At 42.9% G+C, this 24097-nt stretch carries 22 protein-coding genes and 1 tRNA gene; 5 read left to right on the plus strand and 18 right to left on the minus strand.

Annotated elements, in window-relative coordinates; genetic code table 11:
- Positions 1 to 133 precede the first annotated feature (133 nt).
- Both OQJ75_RS12970 and OQJ75_RS12975 read left to right on the plus strand, forming a co-directional pair.
- Positions 134 to 1063: a pyridoxal-phosphate dependent enzyme gene (locus tag OQJ75_RS12970; protein ID WP_248389963.1), complete on the plus strand. Its 930-nt coding sequence runs from the start codon at positions 134 to 136 to the stop codon at positions 1061 to 1063.
- 220 nt (positions 1064 to 1283) lie between these two features.
- Positions 1284 to 2021: a dienelactone hydrolase family protein gene (locus OQJ75_RS12975; protein WP_265973760.1), complete on the plus strand. Its 738-nt coding sequence runs from the start codon at positions 1284 to 1286 to the stop codon at positions 2019 to 2021.
- 78 nt (positions 2022 to 2099) lie between these two features.
- On the opposite strand, the gene OQJ75_RS12980 is transcribed toward OQJ75_RS12975, so the two are convergent.
- The 13 genes from OQJ75_RS12980 to OQJ75_RS13040 all read right to left on the minus strand — a co-directional run bounded on the left by OQJ75_RS12980 (position 2100) and on the right by OQJ75_RS13040 (position 15348).
- Entirely contained in the window at positions 2100 to 3353 is a 1254-nt protein-coding gene (locus OQJ75_RS12980) for a D-amino acid dehydrogenase (RefSeq protein WP_265973761.1), read from the minus strand.
- 129 nt (positions 3354 to 3482) lie between these two features.
- A complete protein-coding gene (locus OQJ75_RS12985; RefSeq protein WP_265973762.1) occupies positions 3483 to 4415 on the minus strand; it encodes a LysR family transcriptional regulator in 933 nt (310 codons plus the stop codon).
- A 247-nt stretch (positions 4416 to 4662) separates the two neighbouring features.
- Entirely contained in the window at positions 4663 to 5640 is a 978-nt protein-coding gene (locus OQJ75_RS12990; RefSeq protein WP_265973785.1) for a DHH family phosphoesterase, read from the minus strand.
- A gap of 55 nt (positions 5641 to 5695) precedes the next feature.
- Positions 5696 to 6502 carry an ETEC_3214 domain-containing protein gene (locus tag OQJ75_RS12995; protein WP_265973763.1) on the minus strand — a complete coding sequence of 269 codons (807 nt, stop codon included), beginning with the start codon at positions 6500 to 6502 and terminating at the stop codon, positions 5696 to 5698.
- A gap of 2 nt (positions 6503 to 6504) precedes the next feature.
- Complete coding sequence (locus OQJ75_RS13000) at positions 6505 to 6675, minus strand: hypothetical protein (protein WP_265973764.1); 171 nt, start codon at positions 6673 to 6675, stop codon at positions 6505 to 6507.
- A gap of 78 nt (positions 6676 to 6753) precedes the next feature.
- Positions 6754 to 8247, minus strand: a complete 1494-nt coding sequence (locus OQJ75_RS13005) for a transglycosylase SLT domain-containing protein (protein WP_265973765.1) — start codon at positions 8245 to 8247, stop codon at positions 6754 to 6756.
- Positions 8248 to 8331: 84 nt separating this feature from the next.
- Positions 8332 to 8943: a lipoprotein gene (locus OQJ75_RS13010; protein ID WP_265973766.1), complete on the minus strand. Its 612-nt coding sequence runs from the start codon at positions 8941 to 8943 to the stop codon at positions 8332 to 8334.
- A 3-nt stretch (positions 8944 to 8946) separates the two neighbouring features.
- Positions 8947 to 9939 (minus strand): hypothetical protein, encoded by a 993-nt coding sequence (locus OQJ75_RS13015; protein WP_265973767.1) that lies wholly within the window; start codon positions 9937 to 9939, stop codon positions 8947 to 8949.
- 54 nt (positions 9940 to 9993) lie between these two features.
- Entirely contained in the window at positions 9994 to 10977 is a 984-nt protein-coding gene (locus tag OQJ75_RS13020) for a hypothetical protein (protein WP_265973768.1), read from the minus strand.
- Positions 10978 to 11647: 670 nt separating this feature from the next.
- Complete coding sequence (locus tag OQJ75_RS13025) at positions 11648 to 12433, minus strand: HAD-IIB family hydrolase (RefSeq protein ID WP_265973769.1); 786 nt, start codon at positions 12431 to 12433, stop codon at positions 11648 to 11650.
- Positions 12434 to 12468: 35 nt separating this feature from the next.
- Positions 12469 to 13752 (minus strand): TRAP transporter large permease, encoded by a 1284-nt coding sequence (locus OQJ75_RS13030; protein WP_265973770.1) that lies wholly within the window; start codon positions 13750 to 13752, stop codon positions 12469 to 12471.
- Positions 13753 to 13761: 9 nt separating this feature from the next.
- A complete protein-coding gene (locus tag OQJ75_RS13035; RefSeq protein ID WP_102434792.1) occupies positions 13762 to 14226 on the minus strand; it encodes a TRAP transporter small permease in 465 nt (154 codons plus the stop codon).
- A gap of 108 nt (positions 14227 to 14334) precedes the next feature.
- Positions 14335 to 15348 carry a C4-dicarboxylate TRAP transporter substrate-binding protein gene (locus OQJ75_RS13040; protein ID WP_265973771.1) on the minus strand — a complete coding sequence of 338 codons (1014 nt, stop codon included), beginning with the start codon at positions 15346 to 15348 and terminating at the stop codon, positions 14335 to 14337.
- A 273-nt stretch (positions 15349 to 15621) separates the two neighbouring features.
- Between OQJ75_RS13040 and OQJ75_RS13045 the strand changes: the two genes are divergently transcribed.
- Together OQJ75_RS13045 and OQJ75_RS13050 are read left to right on the plus strand one after the other, a co-directional pair.
- A complete protein-coding gene (locus OQJ75_RS13045) occupies positions 15622 to 16326 on the plus strand; it encodes a glycerophosphodiester phosphodiesterase family protein (protein ID WP_265973772.1) in 705 nt (234 codons plus the stop codon).
- Between the two features lie 9 nt (positions 16327 to 16335).
- Positions 16336 to 17091 (plus strand): DeoR/GlpR family DNA-binding transcription regulator, encoded by a 756-nt coding sequence (locus tag OQJ75_RS13050; RefSeq protein ID WP_265973773.1) that lies wholly within the window; start codon positions 16336 to 16338, stop codon positions 17089 to 17091.
- 64 nt (positions 17092 to 17155) lie between these two features.
- Here OQJ75_RS13050 and gltS read toward each other — a convergent pair whose 3' ends face one another.
- The 4 genes from gltS to OQJ75_RS13070 form a co-directional block, all read right to left on the minus strand.
- Positions 17156 to 18370 carry a sodium/glutamate symporter gene (gene gltS, locus OQJ75_RS13055; protein ID WP_265973774.1) on the minus strand — a complete coding sequence of 405 codons (1215 nt, stop codon included), beginning with the start codon at positions 18368 to 18370 and terminating at the stop codon, positions 17156 to 17158.
- 254 nt (positions 18371 to 18624) lie between these two features.
- Positions 18625 to 18715 (minus strand) — tRNA-Ser (locus OQJ75_RS13060).
- Between the two features lie 180 nt (positions 18716 to 18895).
- Positions 18896 to 19345, minus strand: a complete 450-nt coding sequence (locus tag OQJ75_RS13065; protein ID WP_065204886.1) for an L-alanine exporter AlaE — start codon at positions 19343 to 19345, stop codon at positions 18896 to 18898.
- Between the two features lie 248 nt (positions 19346 to 19593).
- Positions 19594 to 22047, minus strand: a complete 2454-nt coding sequence (locus OQJ75_RS13070; RefSeq protein ID WP_265973775.1) for a hybrid sensor histidine kinase/response regulator — start codon at positions 22045 to 22047, stop codon at positions 19594 to 19596.
- Between the two features lie 171 nt (positions 22048 to 22218).
- Between OQJ75_RS13070 and OQJ75_RS13075 the strand changes: the two genes are divergently transcribed.
- A complete protein-coding gene (locus OQJ75_RS13075; protein ID WP_114633763.1) occupies positions 22219 to 22788 on the plus strand; it encodes a UPF0149 family protein in 570 nt (189 codons plus the stop codon).
- 75 nt (positions 22789 to 22863) lie between these two features.
- Here the strand turns inward: OQJ75_RS13075 and OQJ75_RS13080 are convergent, their stop codons facing one another.
- Positions 22864 to 23895: a potassium channel protein gene (locus tag OQJ75_RS13080; RefSeq protein ID WP_265973776.1), complete on the minus strand. Its 1032-nt coding sequence runs from the start codon at positions 23893 to 23895 to the stop codon at positions 22864 to 22866.
- Positions 23896 to 24097 lie beyond the last annotated feature (202 nt).

Raw genomic sequence — 24097 nt, forward strand, 5'->3', positions numbered from 1 at the left:
TCGTAGTACTAAGTACAATATCCAACGAAAACTTGATTTAGTTGGTTTACAGAGCTCGCTCGCTACTAGATACTCGTGGGTCCTATTTGATTTAAAAATGCTGGCTATTTAGTCAGCATTTTTCCTAAGTGCGATGAAACTAAATAATAGCCCTGTAACTCAGCATCAATTTAACGACCACACCTTTTTCTTAAAGCGTGACGATCAGCTTCACTCCCACTTTTGCGGTAACAAAGCCAGAAAGTTCATGAAGCTACTGGAAGATGAGCACCCAAACACCACCACTCTAATAAGTTATGGTTCCGCGCAGGCTAACTCTCTGTTTTCACTCGCAGCACTTGCAAAGATCAAAGGTTGGACGCTTGAGTTTTACGTTGACCACCTTCCTCAGTGGCTACAAGAACGCCCTATAGGAAATTACCGCGGCGCGATTGATCTTGGGGCTAAGGTTATTTCAACCCAAGAGATGGGCTCGAAACTTCATCCACAAGAGTATATTGAGCAAGTAAGACAGCCAGATTCACAATGCATTCTGTTACCAGAAGGTGGACGCTCTCAGCTTTCTGAATACGGCGTGAAGCAACTGGCGATGGAAATACTCAGCTGGACTCGTTTTGAAAACAAACACGATTTCGCGGTGGCACTGCCAGCTGGCACAGGAAGCACGGCTCTGTATCTGCATAAGCATTTAAAAGTGCACAACATCCCGGTTTTAACCTGTGCATGTGTTGGAGGCAGTGAGTACTTAACACAGCAGTTCAATGAACTTGGCGAAACCGATCACCCACAGATCTTACCGCTAAAAACCAAGCACCACTTTGGTAAGCTGTATCAACAGGACTATCAAACTTGGTTGGATCTGCAAGAACAAACTGATATTGAATTCGACCTGCTCTACGACCCACTGATGTGGCAATGCTTAGAACAATGGCAAGAAGACAACCCAGCCAAAACCATTATCTATATCCATCAAGGCGGCATCCTAGGCAACGAGTCGATGTTGCCGCGCTATCAGCGTAAATATCCAAAGATGTGCCGCAGCACGACCAACGCTTCCTGGTAATTGTTCTTCTTACTTCTAACTCAAGCAATTTAAATTCTCGTGTTCTGAAAACATCGCCAAACAGCCATCACACTTCATAAGTGATGGTTGTTTAACATATTTCACCTTCATTTTTCACCTCTACTATTACACTTCAAATTAGAGACAGAAATCTGGCGAGAATCATCGCGTTATCTATACTTTCGATTGGAACGTCAATTGTCATCGAAAGGAATAACGCATGCGAAAACTCACTACGCTCGGCCTGTTTTCAGTTTTACTGCCCTTCTCAGCGATTTCAGGAGAAAACGTCACTTATCAAGTCGATGGGATGGATTACGAAGGTTATTGGAGTGAAGCCAGTGACCAAGCGCCTTTGGTACTGCTTATACACGATTGGGATGGCTTAACCGATTACGAAAAAAAGCGTTCTGAGATGCTCAACGAACTGGGTTACAACGTGTTCGCCATAGACCTATTTGGTAAAGGCATTCGCCCGACGGAAGTGAAAGACAAAAAACAACACACAGGCGAACTGTATAAAGACCGAGAGAAAATGCGTGCGCTACTCAACGCTGGTGCTATGGAAGCGAAAAGACTTGGCGGCAACTTAGATAACAACGTAATGATGGGATACTGTTTCGGCGGAGCCGCTGTATTGGAAGCCGCTCGTGCGGGCATTCCTTCGAAGGCTTACGTCACCTTCCATGGCGGTTTGTCAACACCAAAAGGCCAAGACTACTCTCAGACTAAAGCCCCAGTTGTCGTATTCCACGGCACAGCTGATGCCATGATCTCAATGGAAGATTTTGGCAACCTCGCCGCTGAACTTGAAACGACCAAGGTTCCACATGAAATGATCACCTACAGTGGCGCTCCACATGCGTTTACTGTGTTTGGCTCAAATAACTATCAAAATGAAGCCGACCAAAAATCCTGGGATCGCTTCACTCATGTGTTAGAAACCACCACCAGATAAGCAGCAACACTCAAACCAAATCAGCCCATGCTTAATGATAAACATGGGCTGATTCGTATGACCAAGTATTTGGATGAACTACATGTATCGATGAATACTCAAGTCGTCTGTTTTTATATCGCAATCAGAACCACTAACCACACTCGCTAACAGCTTTCCTGAACCACATGCCATCGTCCAACCCAAGGTTCCGTGACCAGTATTGGTAAACAGATTCTTAATTGGCGTCTTGCCGATGATAGGCGTGCCATCTGGCGTCATCGGCCTTAACCCTGTCCAGTACTCTGCCTTAGAGAAGTCTCCCGCTTGTGGGAAAAGGTCTTTAATCACCATATCAATCGTAGCTTTGCGTTTGTCTGGAATCAGGTAATTAAAACCAGCAAGCTCTGCAGTCCCTGCAATACGAATTCGGTCATCGAAACGAGTCATCGCTACCTTATAGGTCTCATCCATAACCGTTGAAGTCGGTGACTTATCCGCACTCACGATCGGCAGTGTCAACGAATACCCCTTCACTGGATAAACAGGAATCGATAAGTCCACTTGCTTGAGCAATTCACGAGAGTAGCTTCCCGAAGCCACCACATAAGCGTCCGCTTTGAATTCACCTTGAGTTGTCGTAATGCTCTTTATGGTTTGGTTCTGATGATTCAAACTCACCACTTCAGTATCAAACACGAACTGAACGCCAAGCGCCTTTGCTTTCTCAGTTAAGGCTAAACAGAACTGGTGGCAATCACCCGTTTCATCATGAGGTAAGTATAAGCCGCCCACCAGCTTGTCTTTCACGTCAACTAATCCCGGTTCCACCGACAGACACTGATCAACACCAAACAGAGAGTGTTCGATTCCACTCTCTTTTAGCAGCTTCATATCCTGCTGAATAGCGTCCAGTTGCTTCTCGCTTCTGAATACTTGCAGCGTCCCTTTCTGCCTACCTTCATAAGCCAGTTGTTCACTGTTTCTTAGGTGAGTCAAACAATCTCGGCTGTAGTTAGCGACTCGCAACATGCGCGATTTATTCTGTGCGTACTTGGCTTGATTGCAGTTGGCGAGCATCTTAGTCGCCCAAGAAACTAATTCGGGAGAAAGTGACGGTTTCACTTTTAGTGGCGCATGCTCTTGGGTGAGCCACTTCATTGCTTTCAACGGAATACCAGGAGCAGCCCATGGTGAAGAATAACCGTAAGAAATTTGCCCAGCATTCGCAAAGCTGGTTTCTTTACCACTGTTATCTTGACGATCAATAACCGTGACCGAGTGGCCTTCTTTCGCCAAATACCATGCGCTGGTCAACCCAATAACACCACTGCCAATAACGATAACTTCCATTGCATCCGCCTTTTATGTCACGCAACATTCTTGTAACTTTCGGACACTTTATTGAGCGAGCATTGACTTAACAATACAGTTAGCGTTGATAAAAAGTCATCACTTAATAATTAAAAGAAATACCCGGGATTACAGAACGATAGCGTGGGCATCGCTACGTAAAAAAGACGTGTTCTCCATTAAAAACTCAAGGAAGGTTTCGGCTTGAATACTCAACTCTCTTCCTTTCAAAGACTGCACCTTAACGGTCGCTTTAGATAACACCTCAATCTCAGTCGGCACGACTTCTATACGGCCTGATTCTATCTCTTCGAGAACCGTCAGCTTAGGCATAAAAGTGACGCCAAGCCCCGCAACAACAAAGTTAGTCAGCGCAGTCACCGAGTTAGTTTGTAATTTAGGTTGGAGATTGAAATGCGACATTTGCTCGGCTTGTTTCACTAGTCGTCCCATGCCAGTCGAAGTGTCAATCAAAGCCAGCGACACATCTTTGATTTCTTGCAGCGTCACAGATGTCTCTTTCATTGTTAGAAAGTGCCCTTTCGGAGCGATAAGTTCTAATGGGTGACTGCGTTCCACATGCGTTCGTAGTTTTGGATGCGGTGCTGCTGCGTAAGTGATGGCAAAATCGATCTGCTGATCTTCAAGCATTTTAACTGCATCAAGAGCACCGGCTATTTCTATCGACAAGTTGATGTCCGGATAACGGGTCATAAAGGTCTGCATCGGCTCAGACACTAGATTAGTGATAAACCCTTCACCTATCGCAATACTGACGCTACCACCAGTCAGATTTTTAAGCTTGGTCAATTGAGTTAATACTGCAGCCTCACCTCTTATAATGGTGCGATAGTGATTCAACAACTCGTTTCCCGCTTCCGTTAAATAGGACTGGCGGTTGTTGCGCTCCCACACCTTCATCTCAACCTGATCTTCAAGTTGGGACAGCATACGACTCACTGCTGCAGGATCAACATTCAACATCTTCGACGCCTTACGTAACGACCCGTATTTCGATAAAGCATTAAGGTATTCCAGCGCGCGGATATTAAAGTGGTGCATTCAACTTCCTTGTGATTCAACTGACACTAAGAACAAGCGTCTCATAAATTCGGCATTAACCTATATTCCAATTTGATGAGATAGGGTTTGCGCTCATCAACTTGTGCACCGAGTCACTTCAAGGCATTACATTAAAGGCTGATATAGATTTTTTTAGCTTGCTGTAGATAAAACAAAGGCGACAACTTTCGTTATCGCCTGTTGAGTTAATGCTTCTTATAGGCCGAAAATATCTTTAAGGATGGACTTAGGCATCAAGCACAAGGTTAGGCCGAACTAGATCATAAAGGTAATCTAGTTCATCATTTTGCTGAAGCTGACGGTTGATAATGCCACCAGCCATATGAGGATGACCGCCACCAAAGCCAATTCCTGTATCGTTCAATACCTTTCGAACAATTTTCGCCACATTGTTTTTTGAACACTCAGAACGAAGAGAAATAAAAGATTTTTCACTACTTCTAGCCGTTAGAACGACGATATCAAGCTCATCAACACTTAGCAGAAAATCACCTAATACACCGAGCATATTTTTAGGACAACCTTCGGGAAGAGCAGCAAATGCGGCATTTTTTTCACGGCGCAAACTTGAAAGCATCACATTGAAGAGTTGTAACTCATGGAACTCAACTTGGTTTCGACAAATCTTATTCACGATCGCGTTGTCGGCTTTGGCTTGCAGATACGCAAGCGCTTTAAGATCTGAAGCACTTACACTTCGAGTGAAGTTGGCTGTATCAAAACTCAAACCGACCAGCAATGCTGTGGCCACTCGCTTAGGTATATCAACGGAGAAATACTGATAGTACTCAACCATAATGGTGGCAGTTGCACCATAATCGGATCGAATATCGCTATACCAAACCGACGCAGGCGCTTCCACCTGATGATGGTCGATAACACCGACTTCCTCGCCAGTAAAATCAGTAATGTTCTTCTCACCAATACAACCATCAATCACGATGATTTTATCGTCCGGCTTTAGACACAGATCTTCGGGTTTATACACTGGTATTTCGAGCCAATCGATAAGATTTCGTAGTGACACTCTATCGATGTGTCCTTTGAAGGTGATGAACGGATTCAAGCCTTGTTCTTTAAGCAGGTACGCCAGCGCATAAGCAGAAGAGATCGCATCATGGTCTGGAAAATCATGAGCTTGTACAATCACTCTTTTATTCGCTTTCAGCCTTTCTAGAAAAGCTTCAAATTCAATATTTGCCATTTCGAAATCGCTCATTGAAAACTAGCCTCCGAAGAGGCTATAGAAGTAAGAGACTCTAAATCTTATGTATTAGTCGATACTCAGTATTAGACAGGATCGCTTCTTCCAAAGCACCTACACCTAACGTGCTGTATCCGTAAAAATTCGGTTTCGCATTGGTGCGCAAAGATTGTACGCTTTCAACAATGTTATCATCCAACGTCAGTGCATCCACCACTTCAGAAAGTAACTCCCTATTTTCTTGTGACATAGGTGAAATAAACTCACTTGCACCACTGACAGATGAATACAAGTAGCCAAATTCGCCACCATTATTCTCTTCAATGTAGTAGTTGCCTGTTCTTGCAAACGATGCACGGATCTCATTGACACTCTCGATTGAGCTAAACGTTTGAGAAAAGAAGTCCGAACCACCCGCATGCTCTAGCGTTTCCGGTGCGAATCCTTCATTTGGGAAAACAAGATAAGCGACGATCGCATTGTCTCTGGTAATGGCAGAAAGAATGAAGTTATCGTCTTGGTAATACTTAATGACGTCATCCGTTGAAGCGCGTTTAATATAAACCGGTGCACCAAATGTTTGATCTAACGTCTCAGCAGATGAACGAATATAGATTTTATCTAGTTTTCTATGTGATGGGATGTCTGTCATTTGGGACAAGCCGAAATCAAACATCTTCTCCAGTGCATCAAAGCTGTCATTAAAGCCACCTAAAGCAATGGAAATCACCGACACTAGGCCAATAGTACGAGCTATACCGCCCTTCTTCTGCTCTTCCAACAGAGACTCTTGAGTGTCTTGAAGCTCTTGCAACTCTTCCTGAATATCTTTTTGAATTTCCTTGTTTTGTTCTTCAGACATTTTTAACCTTTGATCTCATCGATTTTGTCCATTAACGCATCTGTACCGTTTTCAGCTTTCTCTTGTACTCGCTCAAACGCATCAGTATCCATGATACTTTCAATTTCATCGCTGTAATTAAGACCTAAATAAATGCCGAAACAGATAAATACTAAAGCGAAAATTTTAAACATTGTTACTCTCAATTCTTAATTGGTAGACAAAATACATGCCGGATGACATGTACTTTGTTGTTTTACTTACCTGACTTATTACTTATATAACGCAATACGACTGTTTACTTTCTTCAAGTAATTTTTGGTTTCGTCGTACGGTAGATTCACCACGAGATGGTCATAAACTTGTTGAGGTGTCATCTGGTTGATGACCTTTGAAGCTTTGCTAATACTGGTAGAACGGTCTTTATTAAACGCTCTTGCCACATTACCCGCACCAGTGTTGTAAGCCGCAATGACACAATACAAACGACTTTCGTCATTCTTGATCTTGCGAAGATACTTACTGTTCAAGATATCTAAGTAAGCCGTCCCCGTTTCTACGTTGATGACCGGCTGATATAGGTCTGCTACTTTCATCGGCGCATCGATATTGCGAACTTGTTTATTCACGTCATGACCAGCACTGGTCGGTACCACTTGCATCAGACCAAACGCAGGTACGTGCGATTTAGCATCCGGACGGAAAGCGGATTCCGAGTGCATGATTGCCATGATCAACGCCGCATCAATTTCCCAGTTTTTACTCTCTTTCTCAGCTAAAGTGCTGTACTTGCTCGCACGTGCCTTAAGACTGTTTTCAGGAAGCTTCACTTTGTAACTGATGACTTTTTTCGGTTTAACCGGATCTGCTGCAACTTCAACAACAGGTTTAGGTTTTACGACTTCTGGCTGTGGCGTTTTCTCGACGACCTGTTCAACCACTTTCGGTGGCTGTTTTTCTGTTGGCGCAGGTTCTAGCTTGGCGACTTCTTTTGGAGCTTCGACTTTTTCAGCGGGTTTTACCACTTCAACTGCAGGTTCTGGTCGCTTCACTTCAATACCATGTTTTGCACGCATTTCGTCATACAGTTTGGTTTGCGCCGCAATACGCTCTTGAGCCTTAGCCAGTAGTGCCATTTTTTTATTATGAGCACGCTGATAAATGAAGGAGTCAGGGATGCCGGTATCAGACAAAATCAGTCGTTCAGCTTGCACATCCAGCTCATTCATCTGGCTCTGTGTCTGCTGGATAACGAAGTTTTTCTCTTCTTGCTCTTTCTCCAAAGAGTAAAGCACGGCGTGGTCTTCCGCCTTAAGCTTGCCTAATTCAACATTTTGACCCGCAACCTCAACAGGGATGTTTTTTACCAGTGCTTCGATCTCTTCCGGAGTACTATCTTCATCCACCAACACAGAGACTGTTGCCGTATTGGTTTCGTAATCGACAGCCGTTTTTACTTGGTCGTCTTGAGAATAATCCACCTGTTTGGTTTGAGAAGAAACTTCCCCCTCACCCCATGTCTTGATAAGGTCGCTTCGACGTTCATCAAGGTTGTTGGTGTATTCATCACGCCACGCTTCGTATTCATCCAAGTAGGCACTAACGTAAGCATGAAACTCTTTGATCTTGTCTTCTTGAGACTGGCTCGCCTTAGCAATAGCGCTGTTTAGCTGCTGCTTTTGATCTTCTGATACTGCAAATGCTTGAGAACTGATAGCAGCTGAGATAACGACAGCTAAAACAGTCTTATTGATCATTTTGTACATAGTTCACTCCCAGAGTGTATAGAGACAAAAGGCCACACAAATGGCGGCCTTTTTCACTAATACTAATCGCGGTTCCGTTCGCGGTTATTTTTTCAATGCATCGAACGCTGCAGCAAGATCCGCTGCCGCTTTTTCGTTGTTGAATTGATCCCACAGTGCAGAATCTTCACCAGTAACTTCATCGATAACTTTGTTCATGTTCGCGTCGTAAGCCGCTTGGTCCATACCGACTAGAACATACAAACCACCCGTTGGGCTTGCTTGGCTTACGATGATACGACTATTAGTGAGTGTTTTATTGACAACCGACTTAGTGATGTTTTCGAATGTCTCTTTAACATCTTCAGTTACAACTGTTACGCCGCCAGCAGCTGAAGTTGACGTTACGCCCTCTGTCGCTGCTTGGAACAAGTTGCTCACATCCGTTTCAAATTCCGCAGCAAGGTTTACACGCGCGTCATTAACGGCGATCTTACGCATCACACTCATACCCGCTGCACTTTTCTTAGCGTAGCCCTTAGCCGCAGTAGCGATATCTGTAGGAATCACATCACAGATCCAGCCCGGAGCAGATACAGTAGGTGCGTCTGGGAAAGTACAAGGCGCAAAGTTTTGTGTTTCTTTAACGGTCGCGTTATTGCTCTGACAGCCAGCTAGAACCGTCACTAACGATGTAGCAATAAGTAGCTTTTTCATAAATTAAATTCCAGAATTTTTAAGTGTGCATTCAAAATCTTTCCAATCACATGTTTCTGGAATCATTTTACCCGTAGTACCCTTTTTCATCTTAAGCGATGTTTCTTCTTCAATCACAACCCATGAGTATTTATCCGTGACTGCGTTTATTTCATTGTTTACTACGTAACCTTCGCCGATTGGATAAATTTCAGTCTCGCCTTCCATCGATTTCATCGCATTCGAAAATTGAATGTCCGTACCCGGTTTAATTTTCTTTTGCTTACCCATAGCGATGCGTACTTGAGTACCAGCAGCACATTGGCGCATCTCGACTACCGGTGCACTTGCCGCTAGCATTTTGCTTATTTCACTAGAGTGCTCTACAGCTTCTGCTGCAGCTTTCGCCGCCATTGAACCGTAGCCTGATTCGCTAACCGGACAACGAGAGTTATTTGTTTCTGATGATGAGTAGTAATCGCCTTCAAGCTTAATACGCTTCACTACTTCCATGCTTGGTAGAGCTACAACTTTTGCAATCGCCTCTACATCAAAGTCATAACTACATGACGCTGGAATTTCTTTAGTTTCACCGTCTTTATTCTCGTAGGTGTCACGTTCACTGAATTTTGTTGAAAGATCAGCACGAGTGATCTCTGTGATTACTGCGTAATCAGCGATTGGCACGCCTTTACTGCTTAGACGGCCGCTTTGTTCAGCAAGTTTGATCTCGCCTTTTACTTTGTTGGCAATTTTACGGTCAACAAGGTTTGCGCCCGTTGCATCAATCTGTGTTTCCAATGCATTTCGCATAGCCGCCTGCATCTTTTTCGATGCTGAGTTCTTAAACTCAAGGTCTACAGGCAGAACAACAACTTTAGTGTCGTCTGAAGAAGGCATCTGAATGTCAGCGGCTTCAATTTCTACGCGTGTATCAGGCGTACACACTTCACTCACTGACGCACAACCAGATAAAGTTGCAAGTACAGCACCAGCCACTAGTGTTTTCTTTAACATTTATTCGCTCCGAACATGTTCGTTTTATTTTATTTTTCTAGAATCTGGAGTTTGCTATTTGATTAAACCTAGCGCTGTCCAAATCCCTTTTTCTTTTACTTGCTCATCGAAATGGCGAGCAGCCCCTTCGTCGGCATATTTGTAGTTAGTAACAGAATTGCCCGTCGAAATAATTTCACTGCGAGATACTGTTTTCGAATTCATGTTTACCACTTTAATATTCGAAACCAGTGTTGAAATAAATGCGTCACCTACTTTATTTCTTCGACGTTCTGAATCTACCTTCAGAATATGCGTTTGGTTCTTTTTCTTAGATGTCGATGTGGCAATATTAAATTCAGAGAGCTGATTGCCTAATAACTGGACTGCCTTGCTCGATTCTCGATCAGATGAAAGACGAATATTGATTTGGCTACTTACTGCTTCGTGCGTAACCACGAGTTTCTCGATTGAACTAACATCAGCTTGATAATTAGGCTTTAGGGGCGCGAGCATAGCAATACGTACTGACGCGTCGTGCTGCATCTGATATGCGGTGCGATTATCCAGCCACCAAAGCAGTGTGTCTTCATGCTTTAAGGCTGCGATTTCTCTTTCGGCTTTTCGGTTAATATCTTCAATTTCACGTATTAACTGCTGAGTCACTAAACTCTTCTTTATTTTGACTTCAACAAAAGCCCCGAGATCGTTCTCTTCCATCTGTACGTATTCAATACCATTTAGAGTCAGTGACTCTGTTTTGGTATTTACTTTATTGTCGACCAAGCTGTTCGAGAAGCCTGAACCATTTGTTTCTCGCACGGTATCGCGCATGTAAAAACTGGATTCGACCTGAGTCCATAGTTTCTCGTTAATGTTGTTTACAGCGATTTTTTTAGCATGAGATAACGTTCGTGCTTGAGCAACGGAATAAATATATTCACCGTCATCAACTTGAGGCTTTGAATACCATTCTGGTTTCGTTGACTGACAACCAGAAATTATAAAAACCGAAATAATGACGATAAGAAAGTGAAAAACATTTCTGTTAAAAGACATTTAAAACCAATATCTAAAAAATTTGGCGCAATCTTATATATACAAATTAAAACAATCAAATATCTCAATTATTAATCTTGATTTATTTTTAATCTAAATATGTATAAATTTCATCACCTTCCTGATCGTTATTTGATCGATTTTGGATGAGTTAATAGTTTTAATAATACAAGCCTCTGTTTATAAAGAACTTTGTCTCACTTATGAAACAATAGGAAATTAATTAATTTTTTAATATAAACGTGAGATAAGTCTTGAAAAACTCTCTTTAAAGATTAAAAAACGCACATAGTTTTGATTGTTTTTATGATGTTGATTCAATAAAAATCAAAACATTGCTCAATTAGCATCCACGCAAGTGGGTAATTTTGACTTTAATGATTATTAATTTAGTTACAACCCTAAAACATTAGAATAACAAACAACCAGAACGCAATTGATGTGAATTATAAAATAAGTAAACAGGCGGCGGATTACATAAATAAATTAGTAATTTATTTATCACAAAAATTTAAGAAAGGTAATGAATAGGACAGAAAACTCCTCCCTCGGAGAAGAGGGAGAGTCTATTTTTAGGAAAATTTCAAGACACTTATTAATTAATAGAAATGAACCTCATCAATGAGGTCCAATAAAGTAGAACATCAAATCGAAAGTCAATCTCGATGATTTATTTTAATGCAAGCAACTTGTCGACAAACTCAGAGAAACCGTATCCGCCCGGCTTGCTCATCACCACTGATGGGTGATGCTCAAGTCGCGCCCAGTAGTGTTGAATATTTGCCACCCCCACACTGTTAGGCAAGATTTCAAACATGTATTGGTCGTTCATCGAGTCACCGACGTAGCAACTACGCTCTACTATCTCTTGTTCAGATAGTCCTTTCTCTTTGAGAAAAGCGGTTGATGTCGCTTTCTTAGAGTGCTCTCCATACCAAGCATTAATGTGAATAGAGCTTGCAGTGGCATGTGCACCTAACGCGTGAATCTTAGAGACAATCTCTTCAATAATCGCATCATCGACTTTTGGACGGTTTTGGCCGATGTCGATAGCGACCTCACACAAACGGTAAGACTGATCCAGCGTTAAACTGAGCTCTGGGTAATCGCTCAAAATAGCTAATACTTGTTCTTTGAGCTTACTCTGATTAGCACTGACTTTTGGCAAAGGGATATCAGAACGCAATGTCAGATTGCCGTTTTTCTTTTCCATAATGAACGCGCCGTTCTCACCGAGAACCGCATCAACAGGCCACAACTGAGCAATATGATCACACCAACCAGCACAAGCGCCTGTTACCGCTACCACTTTTTTCCCTGAATCACGAAGCTTGCTTAACGCAATCAAGGTTTCTGGTGGCAACTGTCCTTGCCAAGTTAAGGTATCGTCGACATCCGTCAGAACCCAATCAATGCTTTTCCAATTTTGGTCTAAATCATTCGTTACCGAATTCATTTCTACACCCTCAAATATAAACTAACTTATTAGTGTTAAAGTAAATTCGGCAAAAACATCACTAAACTTTCAGAGAAAGTCAGCAACATCAACACCGACAATAAAGCGAGTAGCAAAGGCACTACTTCTTTTACAAAGTCGACCATACGAACCTTCAAGATGGAACATACAGTAAACATCATCGAACCGAACGGTGGCGTTACACCACCAATCATAATATTAACGATCACGATGATGCCGAAGTGAACCGGGTTTACCCCTAGGTTAAGCACAGCCGGAAGCAGCAACGGCGTTAAGATAATCATCGCTGCGCCACCTTCGATGAACATCCCTACAACGAGCAACAACACGTTAATCAACAGCAACAAGAGTAACTTGTTATCAGTAAGTTCTATCAAAGCAGACGCAACATTGTGCGGGATTTGCTCTAGGGTCATGTAGTAACCGAAGACCATTGCTCCGATAATAATGAACATCACACTACTGGTGCCCTGTACCGTTTCACGCATGATAAGCGGGATATGTCGTAAGCCGAGCTGACGATAAACAAAAACCCCAATAATCGCGCAAAGCAATACGGCAATAGCACCCGCTTCGGTAGGCGTAAACAGACCAAAACGCATGCCCAAAATAATGCCAAAGGGAATAAGCAAAGCGGGAATCGCTTTTAGAAAGTAATGAAAACGCTCTTTGGCAAACGCAGGCTCAGAACGAGAAGGCTTGTAACGACGCTTGCGAGCGATGAACGCAATAGTCACCATCAGCGACAACGCCATCAAAAATGCAGGTACATAACCCGCAATGAACATCTGATGGACGGAGACATTCGCCAACAGAGCGAAGATGATTAAGTTAATACCCGGTGGAATAACTGGGCTGATACTTGATGATGCCGCTGTTACAGCCGCCGTGAATGGCAGATCATAGCCACGCTTGGTCATTTCAGGTGCAAGAATCTTCGATTGCATTGCTGCATCGGCATTCGCAGAGCCAGAAATACCGCCCATTAACGTACTCAGCGCCACATTAACCTGCGCCAGGCCACCCGTTTTATGACCAATCATTGAGTCTGCAAACGCCAACAAGCTTTTACTGATCCCCGCATAATTCATCACCGAACCAACCATGATAAAAAAGGGAATAGCCAACAATGGAAATGACTCTGTCGAGCTAATAAAGCGCTGCATTACCAAGCTGACTGGAATCGAGTCATTAATAAAGAGAAAATACACCATTGCCGATGCGATCAATGAAAACGCAATGGGTATATTCAATAGAAACAGAACAAAAAGAATAAGGATTGGAAGATAGCTTTCCATTAATCGTACCTACTTAAAAGAGCGCTTTAGAGAAGCGATATCGCTGACGATGAATCGAACCGTGTGGATTGCCATCAATGAAAAACAAAGTAACAACACGCCATTGATAGCAAAATATGACATGCCCATCACTGGCGTTACCTTGTTAGACAACATCAGGTATTGATAACTCAGAACAGCCATCAAGATATTCAGAGCCAGTAGGAAGAAGGAAACACATAACCTAAACGGGATTTTTGCTTTTTCTGGCAGCATGGCGACCACCACGTCCACACCCATGTGGAGCTTGTGTTTATAGCAGGAACTAATGCCTAAATAGACAGCCCATATGAAGCAAATAACCGAGAGTTCTTCGCTCCAAGGGACAACAAATCCAAACCCATAACGCAAAACAACGTTAATAATGACAACTAAAACGGTAATCGAAATAGCTATAGAGGCGAGGATTTCTTCAATATTTTTCAATAAAAACAAAAGACTTCTCCAATGAAATACCCAACATCGCGTCGGTTACTTCAGGAATAAAACGGCCTGAAGGAAATCAGGCCGTCTTCATTAACGAATTAATCTACATTCGCACAATTACTGTGCAGCTCGAATCGTTTCCAACTCTTTCATGATCGTTGCGTGTATACCTTCACTCCATGTTGGGAACTGGTTGTACACGTCAGCTGTCAACTCATTGAACTCATCCGAATTAACTTCATTGAAGGTAACGCCTAGCTCTTCAAGTTTTTGAGTGTATTCAACATCAAGCTTAACCAGCTCTGCAGTGTTAGATTCAGCGCCCGCTTCTAGCTCTTCATTGATGATTTGCTGTTGCTCTGGCGTAAACTTGTCCCAAAGAGTCGGTGAAATGTAGATACCAACCGTGCCTAGGAAGTGTTTAGTCAAAGACATGTTCTTTGCTACTTCGTAGATTTTGGTTGAGTACATCGTCAAAATCGAACCTTCAAGGCCGTCAACAACGCCTTGTTGAACACCTGCATAGGTTTCTGGGAATGGCAGAGAAGCTGGAGCCGCACCCATGGCTGAAAGCGTGCTGATAAACAACTGGCTTTGTGGAACACGGATACGCATCCCTTTCATATCTTCAGAGTTCACGATCTCTTTATTGGTGATCATGTGACGGAAGCCAAACATGTAGTCTGCATTCAGCACTTTAATGCCTTTCTCTTCAGCTTTAGCCTTCAAGCCCGCGACAAATTCTGTATCCATCATCGCTAAATATTCATCATACGTGTTGTACAACATTGGGCCAGCCAGTGCAGCGAAGTCTGGTACGTAATCGCCTAGGTAGGTTAAATCCTCAACGGCAATCCAGTTCGCGCCGTTAACGACTTGCTCCAAGTTGTCTTTGTAAACCGGTAATTGACCACCAGGGAAAACTTTAATATTGACCGAACCTTCGGTTCTTTCGCGTATTTTATCGGTCGCTTTAATGAGTTCTTGGGTTAACAGCTCGTTTTGAGTGAACACAAGGCTCATGTTGATATTAATCGGCTCGTCTTTAGCGTCCGTTCCGGCCTTGTCAGCTTCACCACAACCAACAAGTAACGTTGCCGCCATAATTACTGTACCTAATAGCTTTTTCATTTTTTAATCACCTTATCGTGGCTATCTTTTCTAAATATAGAGGGTGTTATTAAGTTTTCGTAGAGTATGTAAGCGAATTATTACATTCATATGAACATTTATCTTAGCCACTTGAACACATTGAGGGTAAGGTCTCACTATTGTGTAAACTCTAACCGACTTCTTTTAACCAGTTCTCAGTTAAAACGGGTTGATATAGCCTATCGATAATAAATCTGTAATAAAATAAAGCTAATGTCCCTTAAATTTTCAAATGAACATCGAGAATACATTATGATTACAGGCCACCGCGGTGCCGCTTCTTTAGCACCAGAAAATACGTTAGTCAGTATTGAGCAAGCAGCGAAAGCAGGTGCAGACTGGGTTGAAATTGATGCCCAACTCAGTGCCGACGGTATCCCTATGGTTTTTCATGATAAAACGGTGAACCGCTGTACTAATGGGACTGGTAATATTGCAGACTTAGATCTCACTGCGCTCAAGGCGTTAGACGCTGGCAGTTGGTTTGGTAGTGAGTTTATAGGAACCTCGATTCCGACGTTAAGTGAAGCGCTAGACAAGTGCCTAGAACTTGGTCTTACTCTGAATCTTGAGATCAAGATATATGACGATAAGGCAATAAAATCTTTAGTTGACCAAGTTGTTGCGCTGATAAAGCAAAAGGACTTCCCTAGTGAAAAACTGTTAATCTCAAGCTTCAAAAAAGAGGCACTAAGCCTTTGCCAAGAGATGATGCCAGAGGTTAGACGTGGTTTTATCTGCGAAGTGTGGAACAATTTCAGTCTGGAGTCCCTTCAATCGCTCGATCTTTACAGCATTCATATTGACCACCGAATTCTTGATGAGAAAACGGCGAAAGCGATCAAAGCTTCAGGCACAGTTCTTAAAATATGGACACTGAACGATCCTCAGTTGGCGGCTAAATATTTCAACCTTGGTGTCGATAACATCATCACCGATGTACCAAACCAATTTTAGTGAGCTTCTATGGAACTGAACCATCGTCAGAAAGAAATACTCGCAACGCTTAAGGCTAATCAAGACATACAGATCGACCACTTAGCCGAGTTATTTTCTGTCACCACTCAAACCATTCGTCGTGATGTAAACCACCTGTGTGAGCAAGGCCTAGCACGCAGAGTACACGGAGGCGTGAGCTTACCCACTACGCTCACTAATACCAGCTACCGATTCCGTGCTGGTGTTGAGTCTGAAACAAAAGACAGTATTGCGATGGCGGTTGCAGGCGCAATACCTGAAGGTTCAACGGTAATGATGGGCATTGGTACGACCGTCACTCGTATCGCTCAATATTTGTTGGCAAAACCCGCATTGCGAGTGATCACCAACAACCTGCAAGTCGCTCGAATCCTTGAAGCAAATGAGCAAATTGAAGTGTATTTGGCTGGCGGTTTGTTCCGACGAGAACACCAAGACATGGTGGGAAGCAGCGTGGTCCACTTCTTTTCCGATTTTGAAGCAGACATTGGCATTTGTGGTTGTGGTTCAGTAACAGACAGTCATTTCGCCATGGAGCATGAACAAGTTGAAGCTGACCTATCCAAGTCGATAATTAACAATAGTCGTGAAAGTTGGCTTGTTGCAGATGCCAGTAAATGGGGACGCTTTGCTGCACTAAAAGTGGCGTCATTGGAGCAATTTGATCGTATATACACCAATAACAGCCAGTTACCTTCGGAGCTCAATGTAAACTTAGTGGAAGATAACGAAGCCAATGCTTAAAGATAACAAAGCCTAGAATCACAGCTAGGCTTTGAAATCTACGTATAGGAAATAGCCGACAAGGTTACATCCCAACGAAAAAGCTGATCACCAACGCGTTAATCAAATCAACAAAGAAACCACACACTAATGGCACCACAATAAATGCTTGTGGACTTGCACCATAGCGATGAGTCACAGCAGTCATGTTTACGATTGCAGTGGCTGTTGACCCCAGAGTGATACCTCCAAAGCCTGAACATATCACCACCGAGTCGTAGTTTCTTCCCATCAAGTAATAAACGACAAAGACGGTAAACAGCAGCGAAAGCAAAACCTGGATACTCATAACAACAGAGATATAACCAAACAGCCCATCGAGATCCCAGATACGCAGCCCCATCAAGGCCATGGTCAAGAACATACCCAAGCAGATGTCAGAGATCATTGCTAAGCCTTTACGGCCTTGTGCAATTTTCTCTTGCGTGCGACGTTTCTTGAACAATGCACGACCAATATTGCCGATTAGGATACCTGCGATTAAACAGCTAACGAATAACGGGAGTTTTAAGCCCATCGAATCGATAACTTCGCTCAGGCTGTAACCGAGCATCAATGTTAAGTTGAGAATCAACCACGCCCACAAGACACCGTAATGGCTCAATTCAGTGCGAGTTTCACTTTCTTGGTACGCACCAACTGTCACTTCTTCTTCATTGGATGGACTCACTTTGTGCTTGTTTAGTAGGTAGTTGGCAATTGGACCACCAATCACACACGCCGCTATCAAACCAACCGTATTTGACGCCACACCTAGCTCTAGCGCGTTAGCAATACCAAACTCTTCCACAAACATTGGCGCCCACGCTAACGTTGTACCTACGCCACCGATTAAGCTAACAGAGCCCGATAACAAACCAGCTTTAGGATCCATTCCAAAGCCAGAAGCTACAGCCATCCCGACCACGTTTTGCAGAACGATAAAGACGGCAGCAAGAAACAATAGAATGAACAACGGTCGCCCACCCTTAATCAGTGTCTTAATATCCGCTTGGAGTCCGATACCAGCAAAAAAGTAGAGAAGCAAAAAGTCTCTGACATCTAGGCTAAAGGTGATTTGGATTTCAAAAATATAGTAAAGCGCCGCTACGGTCGCAGCACAAACAAAGCCACCAATCACAGGCTCTGGTAGTGAATACTTTCTTAACACTTCAGATCGTTCAATCAGACCTTTACCGATAAACAGTAACGAAATCGCGATAGTAAAAGAGAGCATTGGAGAAACTAGGGTTTCTGTCATGGGGTAATGGATTCCTAATAGTTAGATTATTAATAATATTTCGTACTATTAATAATCTAGATTCATGCCAAAAGATCAAGCGTTTATCGATGATAAAAACACCAAATATGGTTCAATCTGCGACGGCATTAATAGAGGAAATAACTATAAAGGAATGATTAAAGGAACTGATACTAGGGATGGATGTAGATGAAGTGAAATATAGGGGCTCTAAAACGAGAAAACCCCAGCATTTCTGCTAGGGTTTTGAATAGTGGTGGAAGGATGGGGATTTGAACCCCAGATACGCTATAAACGTATACTCGCTTTCCAGGCGAGCGCCTTAAGCCACTCAGCCATCCTTCCACAAATTGTGTGTTGAGCTTGTCACTCAACGAGGCGCTACTTTATTGATTCTGCTTGCTTTGGTCAAGGGGCATTGTCAAAAAAAGTGCCTTTTTCAGTTTGTTCGATTACAAATTAACTCATTAGATCAAAAACAAACCAAATTTCATTCTTTCGCTGCACTTACGCTTGTTGCTTTTCTTAAGCTTGTTGATAGTAGCCCGGAACTCGAAACCATTTACGGCACATATCTAAGAAGTAACCGTACAGCACGCCCATACCACATGAGATCACAGCGTTACTGGTTACAGCCGTAAAGATCTGGTCGCTTGAAGCACCAACCGCCAATAAAATACCGGCATACACAGGTGACTGGAACAACACGTAAGCTAAAAGGTCAGAAATATTCTTCATCAACGAACTTTGTGAAAGCTTTGCACCATTACGCAAGAACCAATCACGAAAAACACCATAAGGCCAAGCGATAGCAATGTTTACTGGGATAGATAACGTTCGAGAAGCGAGAGACTGCTCAAATGTCATACCAGAAATAAACACTTCTACGATCATGCCTGAAATAAAACAGAAAACGACCATAGCAAATGTATCCGCAGCTGCGTTTCGAATACAAAATGGACCACGAGACTTCATTGACGTTAAACCTAAAATATATCACTGCCTATTGAGTGAATTAGCAACATATAAACAAGGTGTATTTACACCCTGCCAGATAATGTCTCTATTAAACCATAAGATTAGCAGTCATACATTTCAAATTGTAAATCAAGTTGTAAATTAACAACCAAAAACCACTTAAAAAGCAGTCACTTTCACCAAAAAATTACACTAAGGTCAAATAATATACAATTCGTTATTTACTTTCTGTAATTAAACAACATCTAGGCCATAGGTAAATTTACAGTAATGATATTGATGACATCTTGTGTAGGTGGTGCTCCTAAAGAAACCTGCTCTAGCGCATTATCGACTTGTTCAGTAAGTTCAGCGTTGTTCATAGGTTCAACGTGGACACGCAGGCTCTCTAGTGCAAATTGAATCAGTTCTAGGTTGTTGTCTTCTAGCGCCACATACAGCGTCACTAACAGCTCTTCGGTGTTATCTTTATTTCGCAGATCAGGTTTAGGCAGTGACTCACTTTTACTTTTCGAGTCGTGTTTTTTTACATCTTGGCTTTCGAGAGCATCCGCTTTTACTTCATGGTATTGGTAAAGCTTATTTGAATAGCGGAACAACGCGTCATCCAGTTCACGCTCATCAATCGGCTTAGCTATAATGTAGTCCACACCCGCCCCGAGCATACGTTCGCGAGTCTCTTTAAAGACATCAGCCGTACAACCAAATACCAGTACCGATGACACATCACCTATCAAAGCACGAATCGCAGTGGTTGATTCAACGCCATCCATCACAGGCATATGGTTATCCATGAGTACCAAATCAAAGCGCTCGGCAACCACTGCTTGTATTGCAAGTTCACCATTTTCGACGCTCTTACAAGTGAAACCTTTGCTGCTCATGAAGGTTTCAATGATCACAGTATTCGTTCGGTTATCCTCGACAATCAATACTTTTAAGCCTGAGTAGTCCAACTTCTTATGTGGCAAACTCTCTATCTCACCAGGCTGACATGGCTGAATCTTCAATCGAACATCAAAGCTCGTGCCTATCCCTTCTTCACTGGTAACGGTAATACTGCCATCCATCAATTGGGCAATTTTCTTCACTATCGCTAAGCCAAGGCCTGTACCGCCAAAACGTCTTGTGGTCGAAGACTCCGCTTGTTCAAATGGTTTAAAAATACGCTTTTGAGCTTCTTTAGAGATACCAATTCCGGTGTCGCGAACTCGAATACAAAGATAGGTGTCACTCCCCTCTACGACTTCTTTCAGGTACACCTCGACAAAGCCTCTGGAAGTAAACTTCACCGCGTTGTTCAATAGATTAAACAAGATTTGTCGTAGACGTGCTTTATCTGAGAAGTACCAACGACCAGAAGGCACCTCAGAGTACACTTTGAATTGCAGCCCTTTCTCGGAAGAGAGTGTGTAGTAGACACTGTTGATACTGCCGATGATCGAATCGAGTGGGAAGCGAGTCTCATCAAGATCCAGCCTTCCCTGCTCGATCTTCGAAAAGTCTAAGATCTCGTTGAGCAAGGTCATCATGTGATCACCGGACTCATACAAACTCTTAAGATGCTTCTCTTGTTCAGAATTTAGAGGCGTTTTAAGCAGGATCTGAGCAGTACCTAATACCCCATTCATAGGGGTGCGAATTTCATGAGACAGGGTCGCAAGAAAAGCGGTTTTTGCATTGGTGGATGCCTGAGCTTTAACCTTTTCTGCTTCGAGATAAATGGTCTTTTCGTTGAAGGTTTTAATCAAATGACCGATTTCGTCATCACTTGAGTAGTCAACATCTATGATTTCGCCTGCTTTTGAGCTATCTACCTGTGCAGCAATCGTTGTAATTGGGCTAATCAAATAACGGTTCAATAAGTAGTAACCCGCCATCACACAAAGTAGCAATAGCGGAACAATACCGCCCTCAATACTCATCACCTGACGAAATACTTCGTCTGCTACACGTGACTTAGAATTAACCACATCCACTTGCCAACCGAAATCACCAAATTGATTGCTACTGATGTAGATCCCTTCAACGAGATTGAAGTTATGCGAAACCAATACTTGATTGAGTTTATCTCTGAGCATAATGCCAAGATTGTATTCTTCGGCGTGGTTCTTGATAAAGCCTAGCAACTCTTCAAGCGAGAGATCCACCGTCGCAACGCCAGCAAAAATGCCGTCGTAATAATAAGGCGATGAAGCAGTAATCATTCGAACGTGTGTGTATGGGTCGATATACACATCGCTCCAAGAGATGGTTCCTTGCTTTTTGTTGACTACAGAGGTGTACCAATACTCTTCTTGATAAGGAACATTTTTAGGATTGTTGTAAGAAAACAGCTGATCAATTTTTCCATCGTCGGCTTTATTGAAAAAGTGGCTGTTAAGACGCTTTTTAGAGTCAAGCGCATAAGGTTCAGGCCAAATTCCGGCACTGACGATCGTATCGTCGCTCGCCGCCAACATCGACTTAAAGAGCGGAATAACATCATCAGCGTTGTGATGTGCTTGAGCAAAGCCAACTAGACTATCTACAAAGCCTTGAGAGCTGCTGAGTGGCTCTGTAATCAATGCGGATAACAGTTGCGTACGCAAGTCGAGGTTTTGTTGTAATTTGGCGCGCACAGGGGATTCTACGACGTAATACGTCACACTACCGACAATGGCAATAAACATCGCAAGGTATAACCCAAGCGCTACCATACTTTTTTTCTTTAAAGACGACCGTATCTGCATAATTCTTTTATTGTTTTCTTTTCTGTTAAACCTAGTGTTTATCATCCATGACATCAAGCCTTTTTAGATTGAAGCTTGATTGGCACAAGTTCATTGGTACTATAAGCGCAAATATGTTCCCTTTTACGGTACCTCACTTTGACTTTACAAGATATTCTTGCGCTTCCAGAGTTGGAAGGAAAGCTAATCACAGAACACAAAACAATGGGCTTTGTCACTGCAATGGCAGCGGCACCTAATGTGTTAACCCCTCACGAGTGGCTGCCGTTCTTATGGGGTGGTGAAGAAGTAGCACCTTTTACGGATGGTGAGCAACTAGAGAGCTACATTGAAGTTATCATCACGCTTTGGAATAAAACACGTCCTGAGCTAATTGAAGGAACGTGGAGTTGGCCTGAAGCTTGCCAATTGGATGATGCAGAAGTGGTGAATACCGCTGCTCGCGATTTCTGTGAAGGCTTGCTTCAAGGATGGCAGATCGCCCGTGATGACTGGGAAACATTGATGCCTGAAGAGAGCGAAGACAACGCACTCGTGGGCGGCGTGTTACTTTCACTGAGTATGCTTTACGATCCAGAAACGTCAATTGCGACACTTGCAGAGCAAGGCATCGAAGGCCTAGAGCAATTTGAAGAGATCTTTAACGCTGTTCCTGTAATGCTTTGCGGATTAACGCAGCGTGGTATTGCACTGGCTGAAGCTCAATAAAAGTTAGCTTTATACTGAACCAAAAGGCCTCACAATGAGGCCTTTTTTCGTTTGGACGAGATTAAAATAGTAGCTCTAGAAGCCTTTCCAATCGAAGTCATCAATTCGCTCGTCGGCGATATAAAATAGTTTAGTACCGCTGCTGACAACTTGGTCTAGTTCTGGGTTAAGTTCAATACCACTCCCCGTATCAATCGCGATCAGCGTTGCTTTGTACTTCTCTTTAAACACAGAGAAAATAGGCGCGACGGTGACAGGCTCAGCATCTTCAGGGAAATACGTTGAATATTGTGTCATACCTCTTGTTGAGCTCAATAGCTCTTGATGAAGCGCACTTGAACCTGGGTCTACCGCAGCCTTTGCTAGCATCTCTGCACCCACAGCCGGAATACATTCAGAGTTTGGACAATGTTTGTGTAGCAGGTCGCTCAACGCTTCATCTTTAAAATAAACCAGTAAGTGAGCTTTCGGATTTCGGTTAGCACAGTAAAGTGCTGCAGACAGGGTAATGTCGTCTTCCGGGTTATCAATCAGGATGCAACTCGCAGACTCAATACCCGTTTTCTCCATCTCTTTGCCATCTGTGTAGCTGTTTACTTTGACGAAATTGATTTCGCCGGGTAACGGGTTTTCGATATCTGAACGAGTACATAATACGATTGGTCGCTTACCCGTTTCTTCGTGTTGCAGCATGCGGATGAGGTGAATAGTTCTTTGTTCATTCCATCCCAGCATCAAAATGTGGTTGTCCACTCTAACTCTCCTTTTCCCTAGCAAGCCCGCTCGCCAATATTCAACACCTTCTGTTGCCACTTTACCGAGTAATGCGGCAAAAAGGCTGAGTCCACCCGGAATCACAAATAGAATGACTATCCACTGCCCTGCAGCCGTGGTCGGTGACAGATCTCCGTAACCAACGGTTGACGCTGTCACGACCAGATAATAGGCAAATGTTGTGATTGAGTTGGTTAAATCCGTTTCACCAGCGACGTACAGCATCGACCACGACAAGAATATGTAGCCTAGAAACGTAAACAGTAAGTTTTTGCCATTCAAAACAAAGATGTTTGCTTTGATCCAGCGTTTGAGTTGTAACCAGATTATCATTCGAGCCCCAATCTTAATCTCTTACTTACATGCTAGAAAAAATACGCGATATCAACAAGATATATCATCAGAAAAAGATACATAAGAACAACATTGATATCGATAGCCAATATTCAGATACAAAAAAACCAGCACTCGGCTGGTTTTTCTCTTGATGAGAAAATCAAAACAGTGATTAAGCTGGACTGCTATATATCATCAC

Origin of the sequence: Vibrio sp. 14G-20 (assembly GCF_026241515.1) — a bacterium.
In the GTDB taxonomy this organism is placed as follows: Bacteria; Pseudomonadota; Gammaproteobacteria; order Enterobacterales; family Vibrionaceae; genus Vibrio.